Origin of the sequence: Sandarakinorhabdus rubra (assembly GCF_010994245.1) — a bacterium.
GTDB lineage: Bacteria > Pseudomonadota > Alphaproteobacteria > Sphingomonadales > Sphingomonadaceae > Sandarakinorhabdus > Sandarakinorhabdus rubra.
This window is the reverse complement of the sequence record NZ_WMHO01000022.1, coordinates 1-18,592: the sequence shown is the minus strand read 5'-3', so window position 1 is coordinate 18,592 and position 18,592 is coordinate 1. Positions and strand designations below refer to the sequence as shown.

Annotated in this window: 27 protein-coding genes; 26 read left to right on the top strand and 1 reads right to left on the bottom strand. The window is 65.9% G+C overall.

Translation table 11 applies throughout. The features are described from left to right. The 4 genes from GJV64_RS02765 to GJV64_RS02750 form a co-directional block, all read left to right on the top strand. Positions 1 to 1,432 (top strand): amidase (locus tag GJV64_RS02765; protein ID WP_164155760.1); only part of this gene is annotated, 1,432 nt, incomplete at its 5' end. A gap of 11 nt (positions 1,433 to 1,443) precedes the next feature. Continuing rightward, complete coding sequence (madL, locus tag GJV64_RS02760) at positions 1,444 to 1,803, top strand: malonate transporter subunit MadL (RefSeq protein WP_164155759.1); 360 nt, start codon at positions 1,444 to 1,446, stop codon at positions 1,801 to 1,803. Beyond that, positions 1,803 to 2,567, top strand: a complete 765-nt coding sequence (madM, locus tag GJV64_RS02755; protein WP_164155758.1) for a malonate transporter subunit MadM — start codon at positions 1,803 to 1,805, stop codon at positions 2,565 to 2,567. Before madL ends, madM begins: the two co-directional genes overlap by 1 nt. Before the next feature lie 57 nt (positions 2,568 to 2,624). Next, positions 2,625 to 4,595 (top strand): flavin monoamine oxidase family protein, encoded by a 1,971-nt coding sequence (locus GJV64_RS02750; protein WP_235927567.1) that lies wholly within the window; start codon positions 2,625 to 2,627, stop codon positions 4,593 to 4,595. Positions 4,596 to 4,601: 6 nt separating this feature from the next. On the opposite strand, the gene GJV64_RS02745 is transcribed toward GJV64_RS02750, so the two are convergent. Further along, positions 4,602 to 5,447, bottom strand: a complete 846-nt coding sequence (locus tag GJV64_RS02745) for an enoyl-CoA hydratase/isomerase family protein (protein WP_164155757.1) — start codon at positions 5,445 to 5,447, stop codon at positions 4,602 to 4,604. A gap of 321 nt (positions 5,448 to 5,768) precedes the next feature. Between GJV64_RS02745 and rpsL the strand changes: the two genes are divergently transcribed. The 22 genes from rpsL (at position 5,769) to rplR (ending at position 18,457) form a co-directional block, all read left to right on the top strand. Continuing rightward, entirely contained in the window at positions 5,769 to 6,140 is a 372-nt protein-coding gene (gene rpsL, locus GJV64_RS02740) for a 30S ribosomal protein S12 (RefSeq protein ID WP_017666954.1), read from the top strand. Positions 6,141 to 6,153: 13 nt separating this feature from the next. Then, complete coding sequence (gene rpsG / locus GJV64_RS02735) at positions 6,154 to 6,624, top strand: 30S ribosomal protein S7 (protein WP_164155756.1); 471 nt, start codon at positions 6,154 to 6,156, stop codon at positions 6,622 to 6,624. A gap of 66 nt (positions 6,625 to 6,690) precedes the next feature. Next, positions 6,691 to 8,784 carry an elongation factor G gene (fusA, locus tag GJV64_RS02730; protein WP_164155755.1) on the top strand — a complete coding sequence of 698 codons (2,094 nt, stop codon included), beginning with the start codon at positions 6,691 to 6,693 and terminating at the stop codon, positions 8,782 to 8,784. 151 nt (positions 8,785 to 8,935) lie between these two features. Beyond that, the gene (gene tuf / locus GJV64_RS02725; RefSeq protein ID WP_164155754.1) at positions 8,936 to 10,126 is read left to right on the top strand and encodes an elongation factor Tu; all 1,191 of its coding nucleotides are present in this window, start codon (positions 8,936 to 8,938) and stop codon (positions 10,124 to 10,126) included. A 212-nt stretch (positions 10,127 to 10,338) separates the two neighbouring features. Beyond that, positions 10,339 to 10,653, top strand: coding sequence for a 30S ribosomal protein S10 (gene rpsJ / locus GJV64_RS02720; RefSeq protein ID WP_017666958.1), 315 nt, complete (start codon positions 10,339 to 10,341; stop codon positions 10,651 to 10,653). 90 nt (positions 10,654 to 10,743) lie between these two features. Further along, positions 10,744 to 11,490: a 50S ribosomal protein L3 gene (gene rplC, locus GJV64_RS02715; protein ID WP_164155753.1), complete on the top strand. Its 747-nt coding sequence runs from the start codon at positions 10,744 to 10,746 to the stop codon at positions 11,488 to 11,490. 2 nt (positions 11,491 to 11,492) lie between these two features. Continuing rightward, positions 11,493 to 12,116 carry a 50S ribosomal protein L4 gene (gene rplD / locus GJV64_RS02710; protein WP_164155752.1) on the top strand — a complete coding sequence of 208 codons (624 nt, stop codon included), beginning with the start codon at positions 11,493 to 11,495 and terminating at the stop codon, positions 12,114 to 12,116. Next, on the top strand, positions 12,109 to 12,408 hold the full coding sequence (locus GJV64_RS02705) for a 50S ribosomal protein L23 (protein WP_164155751.1): 300 nt from the start codon (positions 12,109 to 12,111) through the stop codon (positions 12,406 to 12,408). Before rplD ends, GJV64_RS02705 begins: the two co-directional genes overlap by 8 nt. A 10-nt stretch (positions 12,409 to 12,418) precedes the next feature. After that, entirely contained in the window at positions 12,419 to 13,261 is an 843-nt protein-coding gene (gene rplB, locus GJV64_RS02700; RefSeq protein ID WP_164155750.1) for a 50S ribosomal protein L2, read from the top strand. 6 nt (positions 13,262 to 13,267) lie between these two features. Beyond that, positions 13,268 to 13,543: a 30S ribosomal protein S19 gene (gene rpsS / locus GJV64_RS02695; RefSeq protein ID WP_164155749.1), complete on the top strand. Its 276-nt coding sequence runs from the start codon at positions 13,268 to 13,270 to the stop codon at positions 13,541 to 13,543. Then, entirely contained in the window at positions 13,543 to 13,929 is a 387-nt protein-coding gene (gene rplV / locus GJV64_RS02690) for a 50S ribosomal protein L22 (protein WP_164155748.1), read from the top strand. The genes rpsS and rplV overlap by 1 nt, the downstream gene beginning before the upstream one ends. Continuing rightward, complete coding sequence (gene rpsC / locus GJV64_RS02685; protein WP_164155747.1) at positions 13,929 to 14,624, top strand: 30S ribosomal protein S3; 696 nt, start codon at positions 13,929 to 13,931, stop codon at positions 14,622 to 14,624. The genes rplV and rpsC overlap by 1 nt, the downstream gene beginning before the upstream one ends. Before the next feature lie 13 nt (positions 14,625 to 14,637). Next, positions 14,638 to 15,066: a 50S ribosomal protein L16 gene (gene rplP / locus GJV64_RS02680; protein ID WP_164155746.1), complete on the top strand. Its 429-nt coding sequence runs from the start codon at positions 14,638 to 14,640 to the stop codon at positions 15,064 to 15,066. 2 nt (positions 15,067 to 15,068) lie between these two features. Next, positions 15,069 to 15,284, top strand: a complete 216-nt coding sequence (rpmC, locus tag GJV64_RS02675; protein ID WP_164155745.1) for a 50S ribosomal protein L29 — start codon at positions 15,069 to 15,071, stop codon at positions 15,282 to 15,284. Between the two features lie 3 nt (positions 15,285 to 15,287). After that, positions 15,288 to 15,524 (top strand): 30S ribosomal protein S17, encoded by a 237-nt coding sequence (gene rpsQ, locus GJV64_RS02670; RefSeq protein ID WP_164155744.1) that lies wholly within the window; start codon positions 15,288 to 15,290, stop codon positions 15,522 to 15,524. 70 nt (positions 15,525 to 15,594) lie between these two features. Continuing rightward, positions 15,595 to 15,963, top strand: a complete 369-nt coding sequence (gene rplN / locus GJV64_RS02665) for a 50S ribosomal protein L14 (RefSeq protein ID WP_164155743.1) — start codon at positions 15,595 to 15,597, stop codon at positions 15,961 to 15,963. Beyond that, positions 15,963 to 16,283, top strand: a complete 321-nt coding sequence (gene rplX / locus GJV64_RS02660) for a 50S ribosomal protein L24 (protein WP_164155742.1) — start codon at positions 15,963 to 15,965, stop codon at positions 16,281 to 16,283. Before rplN ends, rplX begins: the two co-directional genes overlap by 1 nt. Next, complete coding sequence (gene rplE / locus GJV64_RS02655; protein WP_164155741.1) at positions 16,276 to 16,854, top strand: 50S ribosomal protein L5; 579 nt, start codon at positions 16,276 to 16,278, stop codon at positions 16,852 to 16,854. Before rplX ends, rplE begins: the two co-directional genes overlap by 8 nt. A 3-nt stretch (positions 16,855 to 16,857) precedes the next feature. Then, on the top strand, positions 16,858 to 17,163 hold the full coding sequence (gene rpsN / locus GJV64_RS02650) for a 30S ribosomal protein S14 (protein ID WP_164155740.1): 306 nt from the start codon (positions 16,858 to 16,860) through the stop codon (positions 17,161 to 17,163). A 12-nt stretch (positions 17,164 to 17,175) separates the two neighbouring features. Continuing rightward, positions 17,176 to 17,571: a 30S ribosomal protein S8 gene (rpsH, locus tag GJV64_RS02645; protein ID WP_164155739.1), complete on the top strand. Its 396-nt coding sequence runs from the start codon at positions 17,176 to 17,178 to the stop codon at positions 17,569 to 17,571. A gap of 2 nt (positions 17,572 to 17,573) precedes the next feature. Further along, a complete protein-coding gene (gene rplF / locus GJV64_RS02640) occupies positions 17,574 to 18,107 on the top strand; it encodes a 50S ribosomal protein L6 (protein ID WP_164155738.1) in 534 nt (177 codons plus the stop codon). After that, positions 18,104 to 18,457 (top strand): 50S ribosomal protein L18, encoded by a 354-nt coding sequence (gene rplR / locus GJV64_RS02635; RefSeq protein ID WP_164155737.1) that lies wholly within the window; start codon positions 18,104 to 18,106, stop codon positions 18,455 to 18,457. Before rplF ends, rplR begins: the two co-directional genes overlap by 4 nt. Positions 18,458 to 18,592: the final 135 nt, after the last annotated feature.

Here is an 18,592-nt window from a genome sequence, read left to right as displayed (position 1 = left end):
TGATCCGCTGCTGGCGATGCCGGCGCGCGGGCTGGCCGGGCTGATCGCCGCGCGCAAGGCCAGCTGCGAAGAGGTGATGCGCGCCGTGCTGGCGCAGATTGCCGCCTACAATCCCGCCCACAATGCCATCGTGGCGCTGCAGGATGGCGATCGGCTGCTGGGCGACGCGCGGGCGATGGACCAGCGGCTGGCGGGCGGCGAGGCGCCAGGGCCATTGTTCGGCCTGCCGTGGGCCGTGAAGGATCTGGCCGACGTGATCGGCATCAGAACCACCAATGGATCGCTGGTCAACAAGGACAGGATCCCGACCAGCGAAGGCATCATGGTGCAGCGGCTGCGCGCCGCCGGCGCCCTCTTTATCGGCAAGACCAATGCGCCGGAATTCGGCCTCGGCTCGCACACCATCAACCGGGTCTATGGCCCCACCCGCAACAGCTTCGATACCAGCCGGTCGGCGGGCGGCAGCAGTGGCGGCGCGGCGGTGGGCCTCGCCCTCAGGATGCTGCCGGTGGCCGATGGTTCGGATTTCGGCGGCTCCCTGCGCAACCCGGCGGCGTGGAACAATGTCTTCGGCTTTCGCACCGGCATCGGCGTCATCCCGCCGGAGGGCAATGACCAATGGATCGGCCGCATGGGCGTGTCTGGCCCGATGGCGCGGCATGTTGCCGATCTGGGCCTGGTGCTGTCGGTGATGGCGGGCCGGCACCCGCAATCGCTGCAGTCGCTGGAGGTCGATGCCCGCGCCTTTGCCGGGCCACTTGATGCCGATCACAAGGGCACGCGCATCGGCTGGCTGGGCGATTGGGGCGGGCGTGTGCCGCATGATCCGGCGGTGCTGAAGATCTGCGAGTCCGCGCTGCCGGCGTTTGGCGCCATGGGCTGCACGGTCGATGCCGCCCGGGTGGACTTCGATATCGAGCCGGTGTGGCAGGCGCTGCAGCTGCTGCGCAGCTGGATGTCGGGCACCGGCCTACAGCGCCTGGCCGACGATCCGGCGACGCGAGACCTGATCGGCCCGCAAGCGCATTGGGAGATCGCCAACAGTCGCGGCATCACCGGTGCCCAGGTGCTGGCCGCCTCGGCGGTGCGCAGCGCGTGGACGCGGGCGGTGGACAGACTGTTCGAGCGCCACGATTTCCTGGTGGCACCGGCGGTGCAGTTGCTGCCCTTCCCGGTGGAACAGCTGTGGCCCACTGAGGTCGCCGGCAAGACCATGCGCACCTATCATGAATGGATGCTCGGCACCTTCCTGGTGACGATGACCGGCCTGCCGGCGCTGGCGGCTCCGGCGGGCTTCTCGGCCAATGGCTTGCCGGCCGGTATCCAGATCATCGGCCGGCGCGGCGCGGAACTGGCCTGCCTCAAGCTCGCCCACGCCTATGAGCAGGCGATGCAGCCGGTGATCGGCCGCCTGCCGCCGGCGCTGGCCTGAGCCAGGACGCCATGCCGATCTTCGGTGTCGCCCTGCTCGCCGCCAGCACGTTGGTGGGGCTGTTTGCCGGCGATCTGCTGGGCGCCGCGCTGGGGCTGGAGGCCAATGTCGGCGGAGTCGGCATCGCCATGCTGCTGCTGATCATGCTCACCAACCTGCCGGGGCGGCGGTTGGGGCCGGACACGCCCACCGGCAGCGGCGTGCAGTTCTGGAGCCTGCTGTACATCCCGATCATCGTCGCCATGGCGGCCAAGCAGAATGTGTTCGCGGCCGTGTCGGGCGGGGTGATGGCCGCGGCGGCGGGCGCGCTGGCGGTGCTGGCCGCCTTCGCGCTGGTGCCGGTGCTCAGCCGCTGGGCAGGGCGTCAGTGATGGAACGGCTGGTCAGCTTTGCCGGCGACAACGGCCTCCTTGTGGCATTCGTGTTCGTTGGCGTGGTGATGCTGGTGGCCAACTGGCTGTCGCGCCATGTCGCGCGCGGCAAGGTGCATGGGTCGGCCATCGCCATCGCGCTGGGGCTGCTGCTCGCCTTCTGGGCAGGGGCGGAAACCGGCGGCAAGAACGGCGTGGCGGATTATCCGCTGCTGGCCGGGATCGGCGTGCTGGGTGGCAACATGTTCCGCGATTTCGCCATCGTCGCCACCGCGTTCGGGGTGCGGCTGGAGGATCTGCGCAAGGCCGGGCTGGTCGGCGCGCTGTCGGTGCCCATCGGCGTCATCCTGTCGTTTGCGGTCGGCGCACTGGTGGCGCTGGGCTTCGGCGTCACCGATCCGGCCGAGATCACCACGATCGGTGCCGGCGCTGCGACCTATATCGTAGGCCCGGTGACGGGCGCGTCGCTGGGCGTGTCATCCGAGATCATCTCGCTCAGCATCGCCGCCGGTCTGGTCAAGGCGGTGCTGGTGATGGTCGCGACACCGCTGGTGGCGCGGCGCATCGGCCTCGACAATCCGGCCAGCGCGATGGTCTATGGCGGGCTGATGGGCACGACCAGCGGGGTCACCGGCGGACTGGCCGCCACCGATCCCAGGCTGGTGCCCTATGGCGCGATGACCTCCACCTTCTACACCGGGCTCGGCTGCCTGCTGGGGCCGTCACTGATTTATCTGGTCATCCGGGCGCTGGTGCCGGCCTGATGGCGGATTGATCCTGCGGCCCGGCTTGTCCACACTGGACTGCGTGAGGGGAGCATCATGACCAGCGACCATGACCTTGGCATGCACCTTCCCATCAGCCGGCGGGATTTCGTCGGCGGGGTGGCGGTGGCGATCGGCGCGCTGGGCAGCGGTGCCCCGGCAAGGGCGGCAACCGGTCTTGCCCCGCAGGATGAGAGCTATCCGCCATCGAAAACCGGGCTGCGCGGCAGCCACCCGGGCGCCTTCGAGGCGGCGCACGCGCTGCGCGACGGCACGCTCACCCTGGGCGATGCCAGGGACACCGACGAGACCTATGACCTGGTGATCGTCGGCGGCGGGCTGTCGGGGCTGGCGGCGGCCCATTTCTACCGGAAGGCGGTGGGGGCCCAAGCGCGCATCCTCATCCTCGACAACCATGATGATTTCGGCGGCCACGCCAAGCGGAACGAATATATGGTCGATGGCCGGCTGGTGGTGGTCAATGGCGGCACCCTCAACATCGAATCGCCGGAACGTTACAACCAGTGGGCGCGGGCGATACTCGATGATCTGGGGGTCGATCTTGCCCGCTACACCGCCCGCCAGGATCCGGGGCAGCTCTATGCCAGCCTCGGCCTCAGGCGCGGCTGGTTCTTCGAGAAGGAACGCTGGGGGGCGGACCGGCTGGCGGTGCCCGCGGCGGCCGGCCGGAGCGGCCAGATGTTCACGCCCGAATTCCTCGCCACCACGCCGCTGTCCGCCAAGGCGCGCGCCGACCTGTTGCGCCTCGCAGCGCCCGAACAGCCCGATTATCTCGCCGGCCTGACCGTCACCCAAAAGAAGGAATGGCTGGCCCGCCACAGTTTCGAGCAGTTCTATCTCGAGAAGGTCGGCCTCGACGCCCAGGCGCTGCATTTCTTCATGGCCATGGGCCGGGCCAGTTTCTGCGTGGGGGCCGATGCCACACCGGCGCTGTTCGCCTGGGTGCAGGGCTATCCCGGTTTCTCTGGCCTGGGGCTGGGCGCGGTGCCCGATGGCCTGTTCGCCGATCTGCCCGGTGGCCACCATGGCCGCCAGCGCGAAGGCAAGGGCTCCATCCACTTCCCCGACGGCAATGCGACACTGGCCCGGCTGTTGGTGGCCGCCCTGGTGCCGGCGGCGACGGCCGGGCGCACGCAGGAGGACATGGCGACCGCGCGTTTTGATTACACGCGGCTCGACCGGCCAGAAAACCCGGTGCGCATCCGGCTGTCCAGCATCGTCGTGAATGTCGCCCACGACGGCGCTGCCGCCACCGCGTCCGAGGCGCTGGTGCGCTACATCGAGGGCGGGCAATTGAAGGCGGTGCGCGCTCGCGCTGTGGTGCTGGCCTGCTGGAACGAGGTGATCCCGCACATCATGCCCGAGCTGCCGGCGGCGCAGCGCGAGGCGCTGGCCTATGGCACCAAGGGGCCGCTGGTCTATACCAGCGTGGTGCTGCGCAACTGGCGGGCGTTCCAGAAGCTGGGCGTCCACCACATCAATTGCCCCACCATGTTCCACGACACGGTGGCGCTGACCGAAGCCGCCAGCCTCGGCGATCTCGCCCATGCCCGCAGCCCCGATGAGCCGGTGGCGCTGCACCTGACGCAATTTCCCGCCAGCCCCGGTCTGCCGCGCCGCGAACAGCACAAGATCGGCCGGGCCTGGCTGCTGGCCACAGGCTTCGAGACCTATGAGCGCGAGACGCGGCGGCAGCTGCAGCGGCTGCTGGGGCCTGGCGGTTTCGATGCGGCCCGCGACATCGCGGCGATCACCGTCAACCGCTGGCCACATGGCTACAGCTACACCTACAACAGCCTCACCGATCCGGTGGAATGGGTCTATGCCCAGAGCCAGAGCCGGCCCTGCGTGACTGGCCGCCAGCCCTATGGCCTCGTCGCCATTGCCAACGCCGATGCCGCCGCCAGCCCGCACACCGATGCCGCCTTCCTGGAAGCGCACCGCGCCGTCAGCGAGATCGTCGAGCGCCAGGCCTTCCCGTTCGTGCCGCGCCGCACCGGGGCCTGAGCGACATTACCCCTTGGCCACGGCGCCGCTGAGCTCTGCGACCTTGAGCTCGCCGGCCCTGGTCTGGCCGCCCAGTTCCATGAAGCGGCGCATGGCGCGGCGTGCCGGGTCGGTGAACATGGCCCTCTGGAACAGCACGGTTTCCTGCACGCACCCTTCGGCGAGCGGCAGCCTGGAATTGTCGATCGACTGCTTGGCCAGCCGCACGGCATGCGGCGGGAAGCTGGCGATGCGGCGGGCCAGCGCGCTCACATGGGCGTCGATCTCGTCTGCCGGCAGGGCGCGGTTCAGCCAGCCCCAACGCTCGGCGGTCTCGGCGTCGATGTCGATGCCCCCGAGGATGATCTCCATGGCGCGCGCCCGGCCGACCATCCGCGGCAGGTTCTGGGTGCCGGTGCCGCCGGGCATGATGCCAATCGGCACCTCCATCTGGTTGATGATGGTCTTGCCAATGACGCCGAAGCGCATGTCGAAGTTGGTCGACAGTTCGGCGCCGCCGCCGCCGACGCGGCCCTCGATCTGGCCGATGATCACCTTGTCCATGGTGCGGTAGCGGTGACACATCTGGTGATAGGCGAAGGACGCGCTGTCGGGATCATCGGTCGGCGGCTCGGGCCCGTCGGCCATGTCGATCAGCGCCTGCACATCGAAATGGGCAAGGAAGAAATCCGGGTCCGCGCTCTTCAGCACGACCACCAGCACCGATGGATCGGCTTCGAGTTCCAGCGCCAGTTGGGCCAGTTCCCCGAACAGCTCCATCGTGATGATGTTGATCGGTGGATTGCTGATGGTGGCGGTCAGCAGCGCCCCATCCTGAGCCACGCTGATGAGTTTGTAGCTGTCATAGGCCATGGTCGGTCCCCCCTGTGAGGTAAAAAGCCTAGGGCAATCGCAACGTGAAGGATACGCTCCACACTGATGGGGTGGTCGGCCCCCTGTTGACCACCGATGTTGACCCTGAGCCCCATTGCCGCTAAGGGCGCGCATCCTCGAGCGGCGGCAACGCTGGCAAGAGGGATACGACAGATGGCACCGTGTGCGAACGGCCCTCCGGAAGAGCTTTCGAAGCTCGGATGGGGGCCTTTCGCGCTTACGTGATGGCAACATCAGCGGGGCAGGTCTGGAGTAGGCGGCGGGCCATGGGGGTTCGCGGCCGAAGCGAGAAGAGAGACGATGCCAACGATCAACCAGTTGATCCGCAAGGGTCGCACGCCGCAGAAGGCGCGCAATAAGGTGCCGGCCATGGAGGCCAACCCGCAGAAGCGTGGCGTGTGCACCCGCGTTTACACCACCACCCCCAAGAAGCCGAACTCGGCGCTCCGCAAGGTGGCCAAGATCCGCCTGACCAATGGCTTTGAAGTCATCGGCTACATCCCCGGCGAAGGCCACAACCTGCAGGAACACTCGGTCGTGCTGATTCGCGGCGGCCGCGTGAAGGATCTTCCCGGCGTGCGCTACCACATCGTGCGCGGTGTGCTGGACACGCAGGGCGTGAAGAACCGCAAGCAGAGCCGTTCAAAGTACGGCGCCAAGCGTCCGAAGTAAGGGGGATCAGAACATGTCACGTCGTCGTCGCCCCGAAAAGCGCGTCATCCTGCCGGATCCGAAGTTCGGCGATCAGGTGCTGTCGAAGTTCATGAACCTGGTCATGCTCCAGGGCAAGAAGTCGGTGGCCGAGAACATCGTCTATTCGGCGCTGGAAACCATCGAGACCAAGAGCCGCCGCGAGCCGCTCGGCGTCTTCCACGAAGCGCTGGCCAATGTGCGCCCCGGTATCGAGGTGCGCAGCCGCCGCGTTGGCGGTGCCACCTACCAGGTGCCGGTTGAAGTGCGCCCGGATCGCGGCCAGGCGCTGGCCATCCGCTGGATCATCTCGGCGGCGCGCAAGCGTTCCGAGCACACGATGGCCGCCCGGCTGTCGGCCGAGCTGATGGACGCCGCCGCCAACCGCGGCTCGGCCGTCAAGAAGCGCGAAGACACGCACCGGATGGCGGAAGCCAACCGCGCCTTCTCGCACTACCGCTGGTAAGCTGTTCCGGCCGGCACCGTTCGCGGTGCCGGCCAGTTTCTTCCCCCCCGAACGAGGCTTTTCCCCATGCCCCGCAGTCACCCGCTCGAGCGTTATCGCAACATCGGCATCATGGCCCACATCGATGCCGGCAAGACGACCACGACCGAGCGCATCCTCTATTACACCGGCAAGTCCTACAAGATCGGCGAAGTGCACGAAGGCACCGCCACCATGGACTGGATGGAGCAAGAGCAGGAGCGCGGCATCACCATCACGTCGGCAGCGACGACCTGTTTCTGGCGCGCCCAGGACGGCAAGGGTGAAGAGCATCGCATCAACATCATCGACACCCCTGGGCACGTGGACTTCACCATCGAAGTCGAGCGTTCGCTGCGCGTGCTCGATGGCGCGGTCGCCTGCTTCGATGGCGTGGCCGGCGTGGAGCCGCAGTCCGAAACCGTGTGGCGCCAGGCGGACAAGTACAAGGTGCCGCGCATGTGCTTCGTCAACAAGCTTGACCGCACCGGTGCCAACTTCGATCGCTGCGTGCAGATGATCAAGGATCGCCTGGGTGCCCGCCCGGCGGTGCTGTATCTGCCGATCGGCCTCGAAAGTGATTTCGTCGGCCTCGTCGACCTGGTCGAGAACCGCGCCATCGTCTGGCTTGAGGAAAGCCTGGGCGCCAAGTTCGAATACAAAGACATCCCGGCCGATCTGGCCGACGCCGCCGCCGCAGCCCGCTCCGAGCTGATCGAGATGGCCGTCGAGCAGGACGACGCCGTGATGGAAGCCTATCTGGAAGGCAACGAGCCGGACGTGGCGACCCTGAAGAAGCTGATCCGCAAGGGCACGCTGAACTTCGATTTCGTGCCCGTGCTGTGCGGCTCGGCGTTCAAGAACAAGGGTGTGCAGCCGCTGCTCGACGCGGTGGTCGACTATCTGCCCAGCCCGCTCGACATCCCGCCGGTGCAGGGCATCAACCTGAAGGACGTGGAGGAAACCCGCGCAGCCTCTGACGACGAGCCCTTCTCGGCGCTGGCCTTCAAGATCATGACCGACCCGTTCGTCGGCACGCTCACCTTTGCCCGCATCTATTCGGGCAAGCTGGAAGCCGCCTCGACCGTGCTCAACTCGGTCAAGGACAAGCGCGAGAAGATTGGCCGCATGCTCCTGATGCACGCCAACAACCGCGAGGACATCAAGGAGGCCATGGCCGGCGACATCGTGGCGCTGGTCGGCCTGAAGGATGTGACGACCGGTGACACGCTGTGCGCGCCGCTGAAGCCGATCATCCTGGAACGCATGGAGTTCCCCGAGCCGGTGATCGAGGTGGCGGTGGAGCCCAAGACCAAGGCCGACCAGGAAAAGATGGGCATCGCGCTCAATCGCCTCGCCCAGGAAGACCCGTCGTTCCGTGTGTCGTCCGACAACGAGAGCGGCCAGACCATCATCAAGGGCATGGGTGAACTTCACCTTGAAATCCTGGTTGATCGCATGAAGCGCGAATTCAAGGTGGAAGCCAACGTCGGCGCCCCCCAGGTCGCCTATCGCGAGAGCCTCGCCCGCAAGGTGGACGTGGACTACACGCACAAGAAGCAGTCGGGCGGTTCGGGCCAGTTCGGCCGCGTCAAGATCACCGTGGAACCCGGTGAGCGCGGTTCGGGCGTGCTGTTCGTCGATGAAGTGAAGGGCGGTAACGTCCCGCGCGAATATATCCCGGCGGTGGAAAAGGGCATCCGTGACGTGGCCTCGTCGGGCCATCTCATTGGCTTCCCGCTGATCGACTTCAAGGCGACGCTGTATGACGGCGCCTATCACGACGTCGACTCCTCGGCACTGGCGTTCGAAATCACCGGTCGCGGCGCCATGCGCGAAGCTGCCGACAAGTCGGGCATCAAGATCCTCGAGCCGATCATGAAGGTCGAGGTGGTGACGCCGGAGGATTATCTGGGCGACGTGATCGGCGACCTCAACAGCCGCCGCGGCCAGATCCAGGGCACCGACACGCGCGGCAACGCGCAGGTGATCGAAGCCATGGTGCCGCTGGCCAACATGTTCGGTTACGTGAACAACCTGCGGTCCATGTCGCAGGGCCGCGCCCAGTACACCATGCAGTTCAGCCACTATGACGAGGTGCCGTCGAACGTGGCGGAGGAGATCAAGCTCAAGCTGGCTTGATTTTTCGGGAGAGCCGGCTAGTCAGCGCGCCTCAAGGTTCGCTGATTCGGCGCTTCCCAGTAGCTACCACCGCGCTGGCAGTTCCCGTTGGGCGCTGCCGAGATGAAATTTGAACGCTTCACACTGTTGAGCAAGGAAGAAGGTAAGGGCCATGGCCAAAGCCAAGTTCGAGCGGAACAAGCCGCACTGCAACATCGGGACCATCGGTCACGTTGACCATGGCAAGACCTCGCTGACCGCCGCCATCACCAAGGTGCTGGCCGAAACCGGTGGCGCCACCTTCACCGCCTACGACCAGATCGACAAGGCGCCGGAAGAGCGTGAGCGCGGCATCACCATCTCGACCGCCCACGTCGAGTATGAAACCAGCGACCGCCACTATGCGCACGTCGACTGCCCCGGCCACGCCGACTATGTGAAGAACATGATCACCGGCGCGGCGCAGATGGACGGCGCCATTCTGGTCGTGTCGGCCACCGACGGTCCGATGCCGCAGACCCGCGAGCACATCCTGCTGGCCAAGCAGGTCGGCGTGCCGGCCATGGTCGTGTTCATGAACAAGGTGGACATGGTCGACGACGAAGAAATCCTCGAGCTGGTGGAACTCGAAATCCGCGAGCTGCTGTCCAAGTATGACTTCCCGGGCGATGACATTCCGATCATCAAGGGCTCGGCCCTGTGCGCGCTGGAAGGCAAGAACGACAAGATCGGCCGTGAAGCCGTTCTGGAACTGATGCGCGCTGTCGACAGCTACATCCCGCAGCCGGAGCGTCCGCTGGACAAGCCGTTCCTGATGCCGATCGAAGACGTGTTCTCGATCTCGGGTCGCGGCACCGTGGTGACCGGCCGCGTCGAGACCGGCATCGTCAAGGTTGGCGAAGAACTGGAGATCGTCGGCATCCACGACACCCGCAAGACCGTCTGCACCGGCGTCGAAATGTTCCGCAAGCTGCTCGATCAGGGCCAGGCTGGCGACAACATCGGTGCGCTGCTGCGCGGCGTCGGCCGTGAAGAAGTCGAGCGCGGCCAGGTGCTGTGCAAGCCCGGCTCGATCAAGCCGCACACCGAGTTCACCGCCGAGGTGTACGTGCTGTCGAAGGACGAAGGTGGCCGTCACACGCCGTTCTTCGCCAACTATCGCCCGCAGTTCTATTTCCGCACCACCGACGTGACCGGCACTGTGGAGCTGCCGGAAGGCACTGAGATGGTGATGCCGGGCGACAACGTGCAGCTCAAGGTCAAGCTGATCGCCCCGATCGCCATGGACCAGGGCCTGCGCTTCGCCATCCGCGAAGGCGGCCGCACCGTCGGCGCCGGCGTGGTTGCTTCGATCATCAAGTGAGTGTAAGGGGCCGCTTCCCTTGGGAGGCGGCCCCGATTCGTGTGGCCATCCAAGGCCGCATAGCTGGGCCCCGCAGCTGACAACAGGGGCACGAGTTTCAAAGCGGCCGGTGCAACCCCGACCTTTCAGCCGGGGATGTGCTGGTCCGCTTTTTTTGAATGCCCGACGGCGGCAACGCCCGACGGTGCAAGCTGTTTGACAAGATTGGTGCCATGGACGCTCAGAATATCCGCATCCGCCTGAAGGCCTTTGACCACCGTGTGCTCGATCTGGCCACGGGCGAGATCGCCGACACCGCCAAGCGGACCGGCGCTGCCATCCGTGGCCCGATTCCGCTGCCGACGCGCTTCGAGAAGTTCACCGTGAACCGCTCGCCGCACGTCGACAAGAAGAGCCGTGAACAGTTCGAGGTGCGCACCTACAAGCGCCTCCTCGACATTGTTGACCCGACCCCGCAGACGGTGGACGCGCTGATGAAGCTCGATCTCGCCGCCGGCGTGGATGTGGAAATCAAGCTCGGCAAGTAACCACCTGACCAAATACGCGGAGCGACTTTGGAAGGGTCACGCCCCTCCACCCGGACACGGGATGGGGCCTCTGATGAAAGGAAACAGATCATGCGCACTGGCGTGATCGCGAAGAAAATGGGGATGACGCGGATCTTCCGCGAAGATGGCCGGCACATCCCGGTCACCGTTCTCGCACTCGAAAACAACCAGGTCGTGGCGGTGAAGACCGACGAGACCGATGGCTACACCGCCGTGCAGCTTGGCGCCGGCGTGAAGAAGGCCAAGAACACCAGCAAGCCGGAACGCGGCCACTTCGGCAAGGCCGAGGTGGAGCCCAAGGCCAAGGTGGCGGAATTCCGTGTCGCGGCCGATGCCGTGCTGGAAACCGGCGCCACCATCAGTGCCGATCATTTCGTGCCGGGTCAGCTGGTCGACGTCACCGGCATCACCCAGGGCAAGGGCTTTGCCGGCGCCATGAAGCGCTGGGGCTTCGGCGGTCTGCGCGCCACCCACGGTGTCTCGGTCTCGCACCGCTCGCACGGTTCGACCGGCAACCGCCAGGATCCGGGCCGCGTGTTCAAGGGCAAGAAGATGGCCGGGCACATGGGTGCCCGCCAGCGCACGCAGCAAAATCTCGAAATCGTCTCGACCGACGTCGAGCGCGGCCTGCTGTTCGTGATGGGCTCGGTGCCCGGCTCGAAGGGCGGCTGGCTGCTTGTCAAGGACGCGGTGAAGGTGCCGCGCAAGGCCGAGGCGCCCTATCCGGCCGCCCTCAAGTCGGTCGCCAATGATGCCGCCCCGGTTGAAGTGGCCGATGCCGCTCCGGCCGCCGGCGAAGAAACCACGGAGGCCTGATCATGAAGGTCCAGGTGAAGACCCTGACCGCGGCCGACGCCGGCGAAATCGAGCTGTCGGATGCCGTTTTCGGCAAGGAGCCGCGGCTCGACATCCTGCACCGCGTCGTGACGTGGCAGCTCGAAAAGCGCCGGGGCACGGCCCGCAAGGCGCGTGAACGCAGCGAAGTCGCCCGCACCGGCAAGAAGCTGGGCAACCAGAAGGGCGGCGGTCGCGCCCGCCACGGCAACCGCGCCGCGCCGCAGTTCATCGGCGGCGGCAAGGCCCACGGCCCGCGCGTGCGTGATTTCGATCCGTCGCTGAACAAGAAGATCCGCCGCCTCGGCCTGGCTACCGCCCTCTCTGTGAAGGCTCAGGAAGGCAAGCTGATCGTGGTGGAAGACCTGAACCTTGGCGAAGCCAAGACCAAGGCCTTCATCGCCTCGCTCGGCAAGCTGGGCATCACGTCCGGCCTGTTCATCGATGGCGCCGCCGTGGATGTCGGCTTCGCCCGCGCCTCGGCCAACGTTCCGCACATCGACGTGCTGCCGGCGATCGGCGCGAACGTCTACGACATCCTCAACCACGACACGCTGGTGCTCACCCGCGCCGCCGTTTCGGCTCTGGAGGCCCGGGTCAATGGCTGACATCGATCTCAAGCACTACGATATCGTGGTGAAGCCGGTGATCACCGAGAAGTCGACCTTGGTGAGCGAATTCAACCAGGTCGTCTTCCAGGTTGCCCGGGATGCCACCAAGCCGCAGATCAAGGCCGCCGTCGAAGCGCTTTATGGCGTCAAGGTGCTGGCCGTGAACACCATGGTGGCCAAGGGCAAGACCAAGCGCTGGCGTGGCCAGGAATATCGCCGCTCCGACGTCAAGAAGGCCGTGATCACGGTTGCCGATGGCGACCGGATCGACGTGACCACCAGCATCTAAGGGGCGGGACATGGCTCTGAAGAACTTCAACCCGACCAGCCCCGGCACCCGCGGCCTGGTGTTGATCGACCGCTCCGCCCTGCACAAGGGCCGCCCGGTCAAGGCGCTCACCGAAGGTCTGAAGAAGACCGGCGGCCGCAACAACAAGGGCCACGCCACCGCGCGCGGTATCGGCGGCGGTCACAAGCGCCTGTATCGCGTCGTCGATTTCAAGCGCCGCCTGTGGGACGTCGCCGCGACCGTCGAGCGGCTGGAATATGACCCCAACCGTTCGGCCTTCATCGCGCTCGTGAAGTATGCCGACAAGGCCGGCACCCAGGCCTACATCATCGCGCCGCAGCGCCTTGCCGTGGGTGATCAGGTGATCGCCGGCAAGAAGGTCGACGTGAAGCCGGGCAATGCCATGGAAGTCGGCCAGATGCCGGTGGGCACGATCGTCCACAATGTCGAGCTGAAGCCCGGCAAGGGTGGCCAGCTCGCGCGCGCTGCCGGCACCTTCGTGCAGGTGGTGGGCCGCGACAAGGGCATGGTGATCATCCGCCTCAACTCGGGTGAACAGCGCTATGTCCGGGCCGAGTGCATGGCCACTGTTGGCGCCGTTTCGAACCCCGACAACAGCAACCAGAACCTGGGCAAGGCCGGCCGCAACCGTTGGCTGGGCTATCGTCCGCTCACCCGCGGCGTCGCCAAGAACCCGGTCGACCACCCGCACGGCGGCGGTGAAGGCCGCACCTCGGGCGGCCGCCACCCGGTCACCCCGTGGGGCAAGCCGACCAAGGGCATGAAGACCCGTTCGAACAAGGCGACCGATCACATGATCATCCGGTCGCGCCACGCCAAGAAGAAGAGGTAAGGCCAGATGAGCCGCTCTGTCTGGAAGGGTCCGTTCGTGGACCTCTCGCTGCTGAAGAAGGCCGAAGCCGCGCAGGGCTCCGGTGCGCGCGCGCCGATCAAGACCTGGTCGCGCCGCTCCACCATCCTGCCGCAGTTCGTTGGCCTCACCTTCAACGTCTACAACGGCAAGAAGCACATCCCCGTGCTCGTGAACGAAGACATGGTGGGGATGAAGCTGGGCGAATTCGCGCCCACCCGCTTCTTCCCCGGCCACGCCGCTGACAAGAAGGGCAAGCGCTGATGTCCAAGCCCAAGTCCCCCCGCAAGGTCGGCGACCGCGAGGCGCTGGCCATTGCCACCACCATCCGCGGCTCGGCATATAAGCTGAACCTAGTGGCCGGCCTGATCCGTGGCCGCAAGGCCTCCGACGCGCTCAACATCCTCACCTTCTCGCGCAAGGCGATGGCCATTGACGTGAAGAAGGTGCTGGCCAGCGCTGTCGCCAATGCCGAGAACAACCACAATCTCGATGTCGACGCGCTCTATGTGAAGGAAGCCAGCGTCGGCAAGGCAATCACCATGAAGCGCTTCACGCCGCGCGCGCGTGGCCGGGCCGCCTCCATCCAGAAGCCGTTCAGCCGTCTGCGCGTCGTCGTGCGCGAAGCCGATGACGAGGGAGCAAACTAATGGGTCACAAGACGTCCCCCATCGGTCTGCGCCTGCAGATCAACCGCACCTGGGACAGCCGCTGGTTCGCCAAGGGCGATGACTATGGCAACCTGCTGCTGGAAGACCTGCGCATCCGCGAGTTCATCCTGAAGCATCACGCCCAGGCCGCCATCTCCAAAGTGGTGATCGAGCGTCCGGCCAAGCTGTGCCGCGTCTCCATCTATGCCGCGCGCCCCGGCGTGATCATCGGCAAGAAGGGCGCCGACATCGAGAAGCTGCGCAAGCAGATCGGCCAGATGACGCGCAGCGACGTGTCGCTGAACATCGTCGAGATCCGCAAGCCGGAAATCGATGCCAAGCTGGTCGCCGCCGGTGTGGCTGACCAGCTGGAGCGGCGCATCGCCTTCCGGCGCGCCATGAAGCGCGCCGTGCAGTCGGCGCTGCGGCTGGGCGCCGAGGGCATCAAGATCACCTGCTCGGGCCGCCTTGGTGGCGCCGAGATCGCCCGCACCGAATGGTATCGCGAAGGCCGCGTGCCGCTGCACACTCTGCGCGGCAATGTCGATTATGCCGAACACCAGGCCCACACCGCCTATGGCGTGTGCGGCGTGAAGGTGTGGATCTTCAAGGGCGAGATCCTTGGCCACGATCCGATGGCCCAGGACCGTCTGATGATGGAAGCCCAGACCTCTGGCGTCCGTCCGGCGCGCTGAGGAGTAGAGAGACATGCTGCAACCAAAGCGCACCAAGTTTCGCAAGGCCTTCAAGGGCCGCATCCATGGCAATGCCAAGGGCGGCACGGCGCTGAACTTCGGCGCCTTCGGCCTCAAGGCCATGGAGCCGGAGCGGATCACCGCCCGCCAGATCGAGGCGGCCCGCCGCGCCATCTCGCGCCACATCAAGCGCCAGGGCCGGCTGTGGATCCGCGTGTTCCCGGATGTGCCGGTGTCGTCCAAGCCTGCCGAAGTCCGCATGGGCTCGGGCAAGGGCTCGCCGGAATATTGGGTGGCGCGCGTCAAGCCGGGCCGCATCATGTTCGAGCTTGATGGCGTGCCGCAGGACGTGGCCGCCGGCGCCTTCGAACGCGCCGCCGCCAAGCTGCCGATCAAGACCAAGATGGTGGTCCGCCTCGGCGAGACCGCAAGCCAGGATTGAGGATGATGGCCAGCACCGATTTTTCCGAACTGAAGGTTGCCACTGACGACAGCCTTGCCAGCCAGCTCGCCGAGCTGAAGCGGGAGCAGTTCAACCTCAGGTTCCAGGCGGCCACCGGCCAGCTGGAACGCCCGGGCCGGGTGCGCGAAGTGCGCCGCACCATCGCCCGCATCAAGACGCTGCAATCGGCCCGCAAGGCCCAGCAGGCGGGAGCATAAGAGATGCCGAAGCGCGTGTTGCAGGGCACCTGCGTGTCCGACAAGGGCGACAAGACGGTGGTGGTGCTGGTGGAGCGCAAGGTTGCGCACCCCGTGTACGGCAAGATCATCCGTCGTTCGAAGAAGTATCACGCCCACGACGAGGGCAATGTGATCAAGGCCGGTGACACGGTGCGCATCGAGGAATGCGCGCCCGTCTCCAAGCTGAAGACGTGGAAGGTGCTGGAAAAGGTCGGCTGAGCCGACGTTCCAGTGAGTTTTGAACCGTCTGCCGGTCGGAATCGGCAGACTTGATGGAAGGATCGAACGCATGATCCAGATGCAGACGAACCTCGACGTGGCGGACAACAGCGGCGCCAAGCGGGTGATGTGCATCAAGGTCCTGGGTGGCTCCAAGCGCCGGTTCGCCGGCGTGGGCGACATCATCGTGGTGTCGGTCAAGGAAGCCCAGCCCAAGGGCAAGGTGAAGAAGGGTGACGTGCACCGCGCGGTCGTGGTGCGCACCGCCAAGGACATCCGCCGTGCAGACGGTTCGGTGATCCGTTTCGACAGCAATGCTGCCGTGCTGATCAACAAGAACGAGGAGCCGATCGGCACCCGTATCTTCGGGCCGGTGGTGCGCGAGCTGCGCGCGACCGGGCACATGAAGATCATCAGCCTTGCCCCCGAGGTGCTGTGATGAGCGCTGCCAAGATCAAGAAGGGTGACACGGTCATCGTCCTGTCCGGCAAGGACAAGGGCAAGGAAGGCACCGTGACCCGCAACCTGCCGCGCGAAGGCAAGCTGGTGGTGTCGGGCGTCAACCTGATCACCCGCCACAACAAGCCGTCGCAGGCCAACCCCAATGGCGGCATCGAGCGCGTGGAAGCGCCGATGGCCGCGTCGAAGGTGGCCATCAAGGACCCGACCACCGGCAAGCCGACCCGCGTCGGTTTCGCCGTGGTCGATGGCAAGAAGGTGCGCGTCGCCAGGAAGTCGGGAGCCGTGATCAATGGCTGAGAAACTCACACCGCGCATGCAGACGCTGTATGCGGAGCGCGTGCGCCCGCAGATGATCGAGCTGTTCGGCTACAAGAACCTGATGGAAGTGCCGAAGATCGAGAAGATCGTGCTCAACATGGGCGTCGGCGAAGCCACGCAGGACAAGAAGAAGGTCGAGCAGGCCGCCGGTGAAATGGCCCTGATCGCCGGCCAGCGTCCGGTGATCTGCCGCGCCAAGAAGTCGGTCGCCCAGTTCAAGCTGCGCGAAGGCATGCCGATCGGCTGCAAGGTCACGCTGCGCCGCGAGCGCATGTACGAATTCCTCGACCGGCTGGTGACCATCGCCCTGCCGCGCGTGAAGGATTTCCGTGGCTTGTCGCCGAAGTCGTTCGATGGCCGTGGCAACTATGCCATGGGCATCAAGGAACAGCTGATCTTCCCGGAGATCAACTATGACCGGATCGAGAAGATCCGCGGCATGGACATCATCGTGACGACGACCGCGAAGACCGACGATGAAGCGCGCGCCCTGCTCGCCCTCTTCGGCTTCCCGTTCGTTGGCTACACTCTTGAAAAGAAGGCGGCCTGAACCATGGCGAAGCTTTCGAGCATCAACAAGAACGAGCGTCGCAAGGCGCTGGTGGTGAAGTACGCCGGCAAATATGCCGTGCTGAAGGCGATCGCCAATGATGAAAGCCGTTCCGACGAGGAACGCTTCCTGGCCCGCCTGAAGATGGCCGAGCTGCCGCGCAACGCCAATCCGACCCGGGTCCGCAACCGTTGCGAACTCACCGGCCGGCCGCGTGCCTATTACCGCAAGTTCAAGCTCTCCCGTGTCATGCTGCGCGAACTGGCCAACAAGGGCCTGATCCCCGGCGTGACGAAGTCGAGCTGGTAAGGATAGACGAACATGTCGATGTCCGATCCCCTGGGCGATATGCTCACCCGGATCCGCAACGGCCAGCAGGCCAAGAAGGATTCGATCGTCACCCCGGCTTCGCGCCTGCGGGCCCGCGTGCTGGATGTGCTCCAGCGCGAAGGCTATATCCGCGGTTATGCGCCGCTGGCCGATGGCGCCCACCAGAATCTTCGGATCGATCTGAAGTATTTTGAAGGTCGCCCCGCCATCCAGCACCTTGCCCGCGTGTCCAAGCCCGGCCGCCGCGTCTATTCCGGCGCCACCGAGCTGCCGCGCGTGCGCAACGGCCTGGGCATCACCATCGTTTCGACGCCCCAGGGCGTTCTGTCGGACGCGGAAGCGCGCGAGAAGAACGTGGGCGGCGAAGTCCTCTGCCAGGTGTTCTGATCATGTCGCGCATCGGAAAGAAGGCAGTCCCGGTTCCGGCCGGTGTCACCGCCACCATCAATGACCGCATCCTGTCGGTGAAGGGCCCCAAGGGCGAGATGTCGATGCCGCTGGTGGATGACATCAGCTACACCATCGATGGTGCCCAGATCGCCGTGCAGCCGGCCAACGACACCAAGCGGGCGCGGGCCTTCTGGGGCATGCAGCGCACTCTGGTGTCCAACCTGGTCACTGGCGTGTCCGACGGCTTCACCAAGGTCCTGGAAATCACCGGCGTCGGCTATCGCGCCTCTGTGCAGGGCAAGAACCTGAAGCTGCAGCTGGGCTACAGCCACGACGTCGATTTCCCGATCCCGGACGGTATCACCATCAAGACGCCGGACCAGACGACGGTGGAAATCAGCGGTGCCGACAAGCAGCGCGTGGGCCAGGTCGCCGCCGAGATCCGCCGCTGGCGCAAGCCGGAGCCGTACAAGGGCAAGGGCATCAAGTATCGCGGCGAGTATATCTTCCGCAAGGAAGGGAAGAAGAAATGAGCAAGCTCACCCCCTTCGAGCAGCGCCGGCGCCGGGTGCGCACGGCCATCCGCCTCAAGTCGAGCGGCCGTCCGCGGCTGTCCATCCACCGCTCCTCGCAGCATATCTATGCCCAGATCATCGACGACGCCAAGGGCGTCACGCTGGCCGCGGCATCGACCCTGGAGAAGGACGTGCGCGGGGCCACCGGCGCCACCACCGACGCGGCGACCGAAGTCGGCAAGCGCCTGGCCGAGCGGGCCAAGGCGGCTGGCGTGTCGGCCGTGGTGTTCGATCGCGGTGGTTTCCTGTTCCATGGCCGCGTGAAGGCACTGGCCGATGGCGCCCGCGAAGGCGGGCTGGAGTTCTGACATGAGCGATGAAATCGAAGTTGCCGGCGCAGCGCCGGAAGCCGAAGGCCGGGGTCCCGGTGGGGGCAGGGGTCCGCGCGGTGGCCGTGGCGGCGATCGCGGCCGCGGTGGTAACCGTGGCGGCGGCGAGCGTGG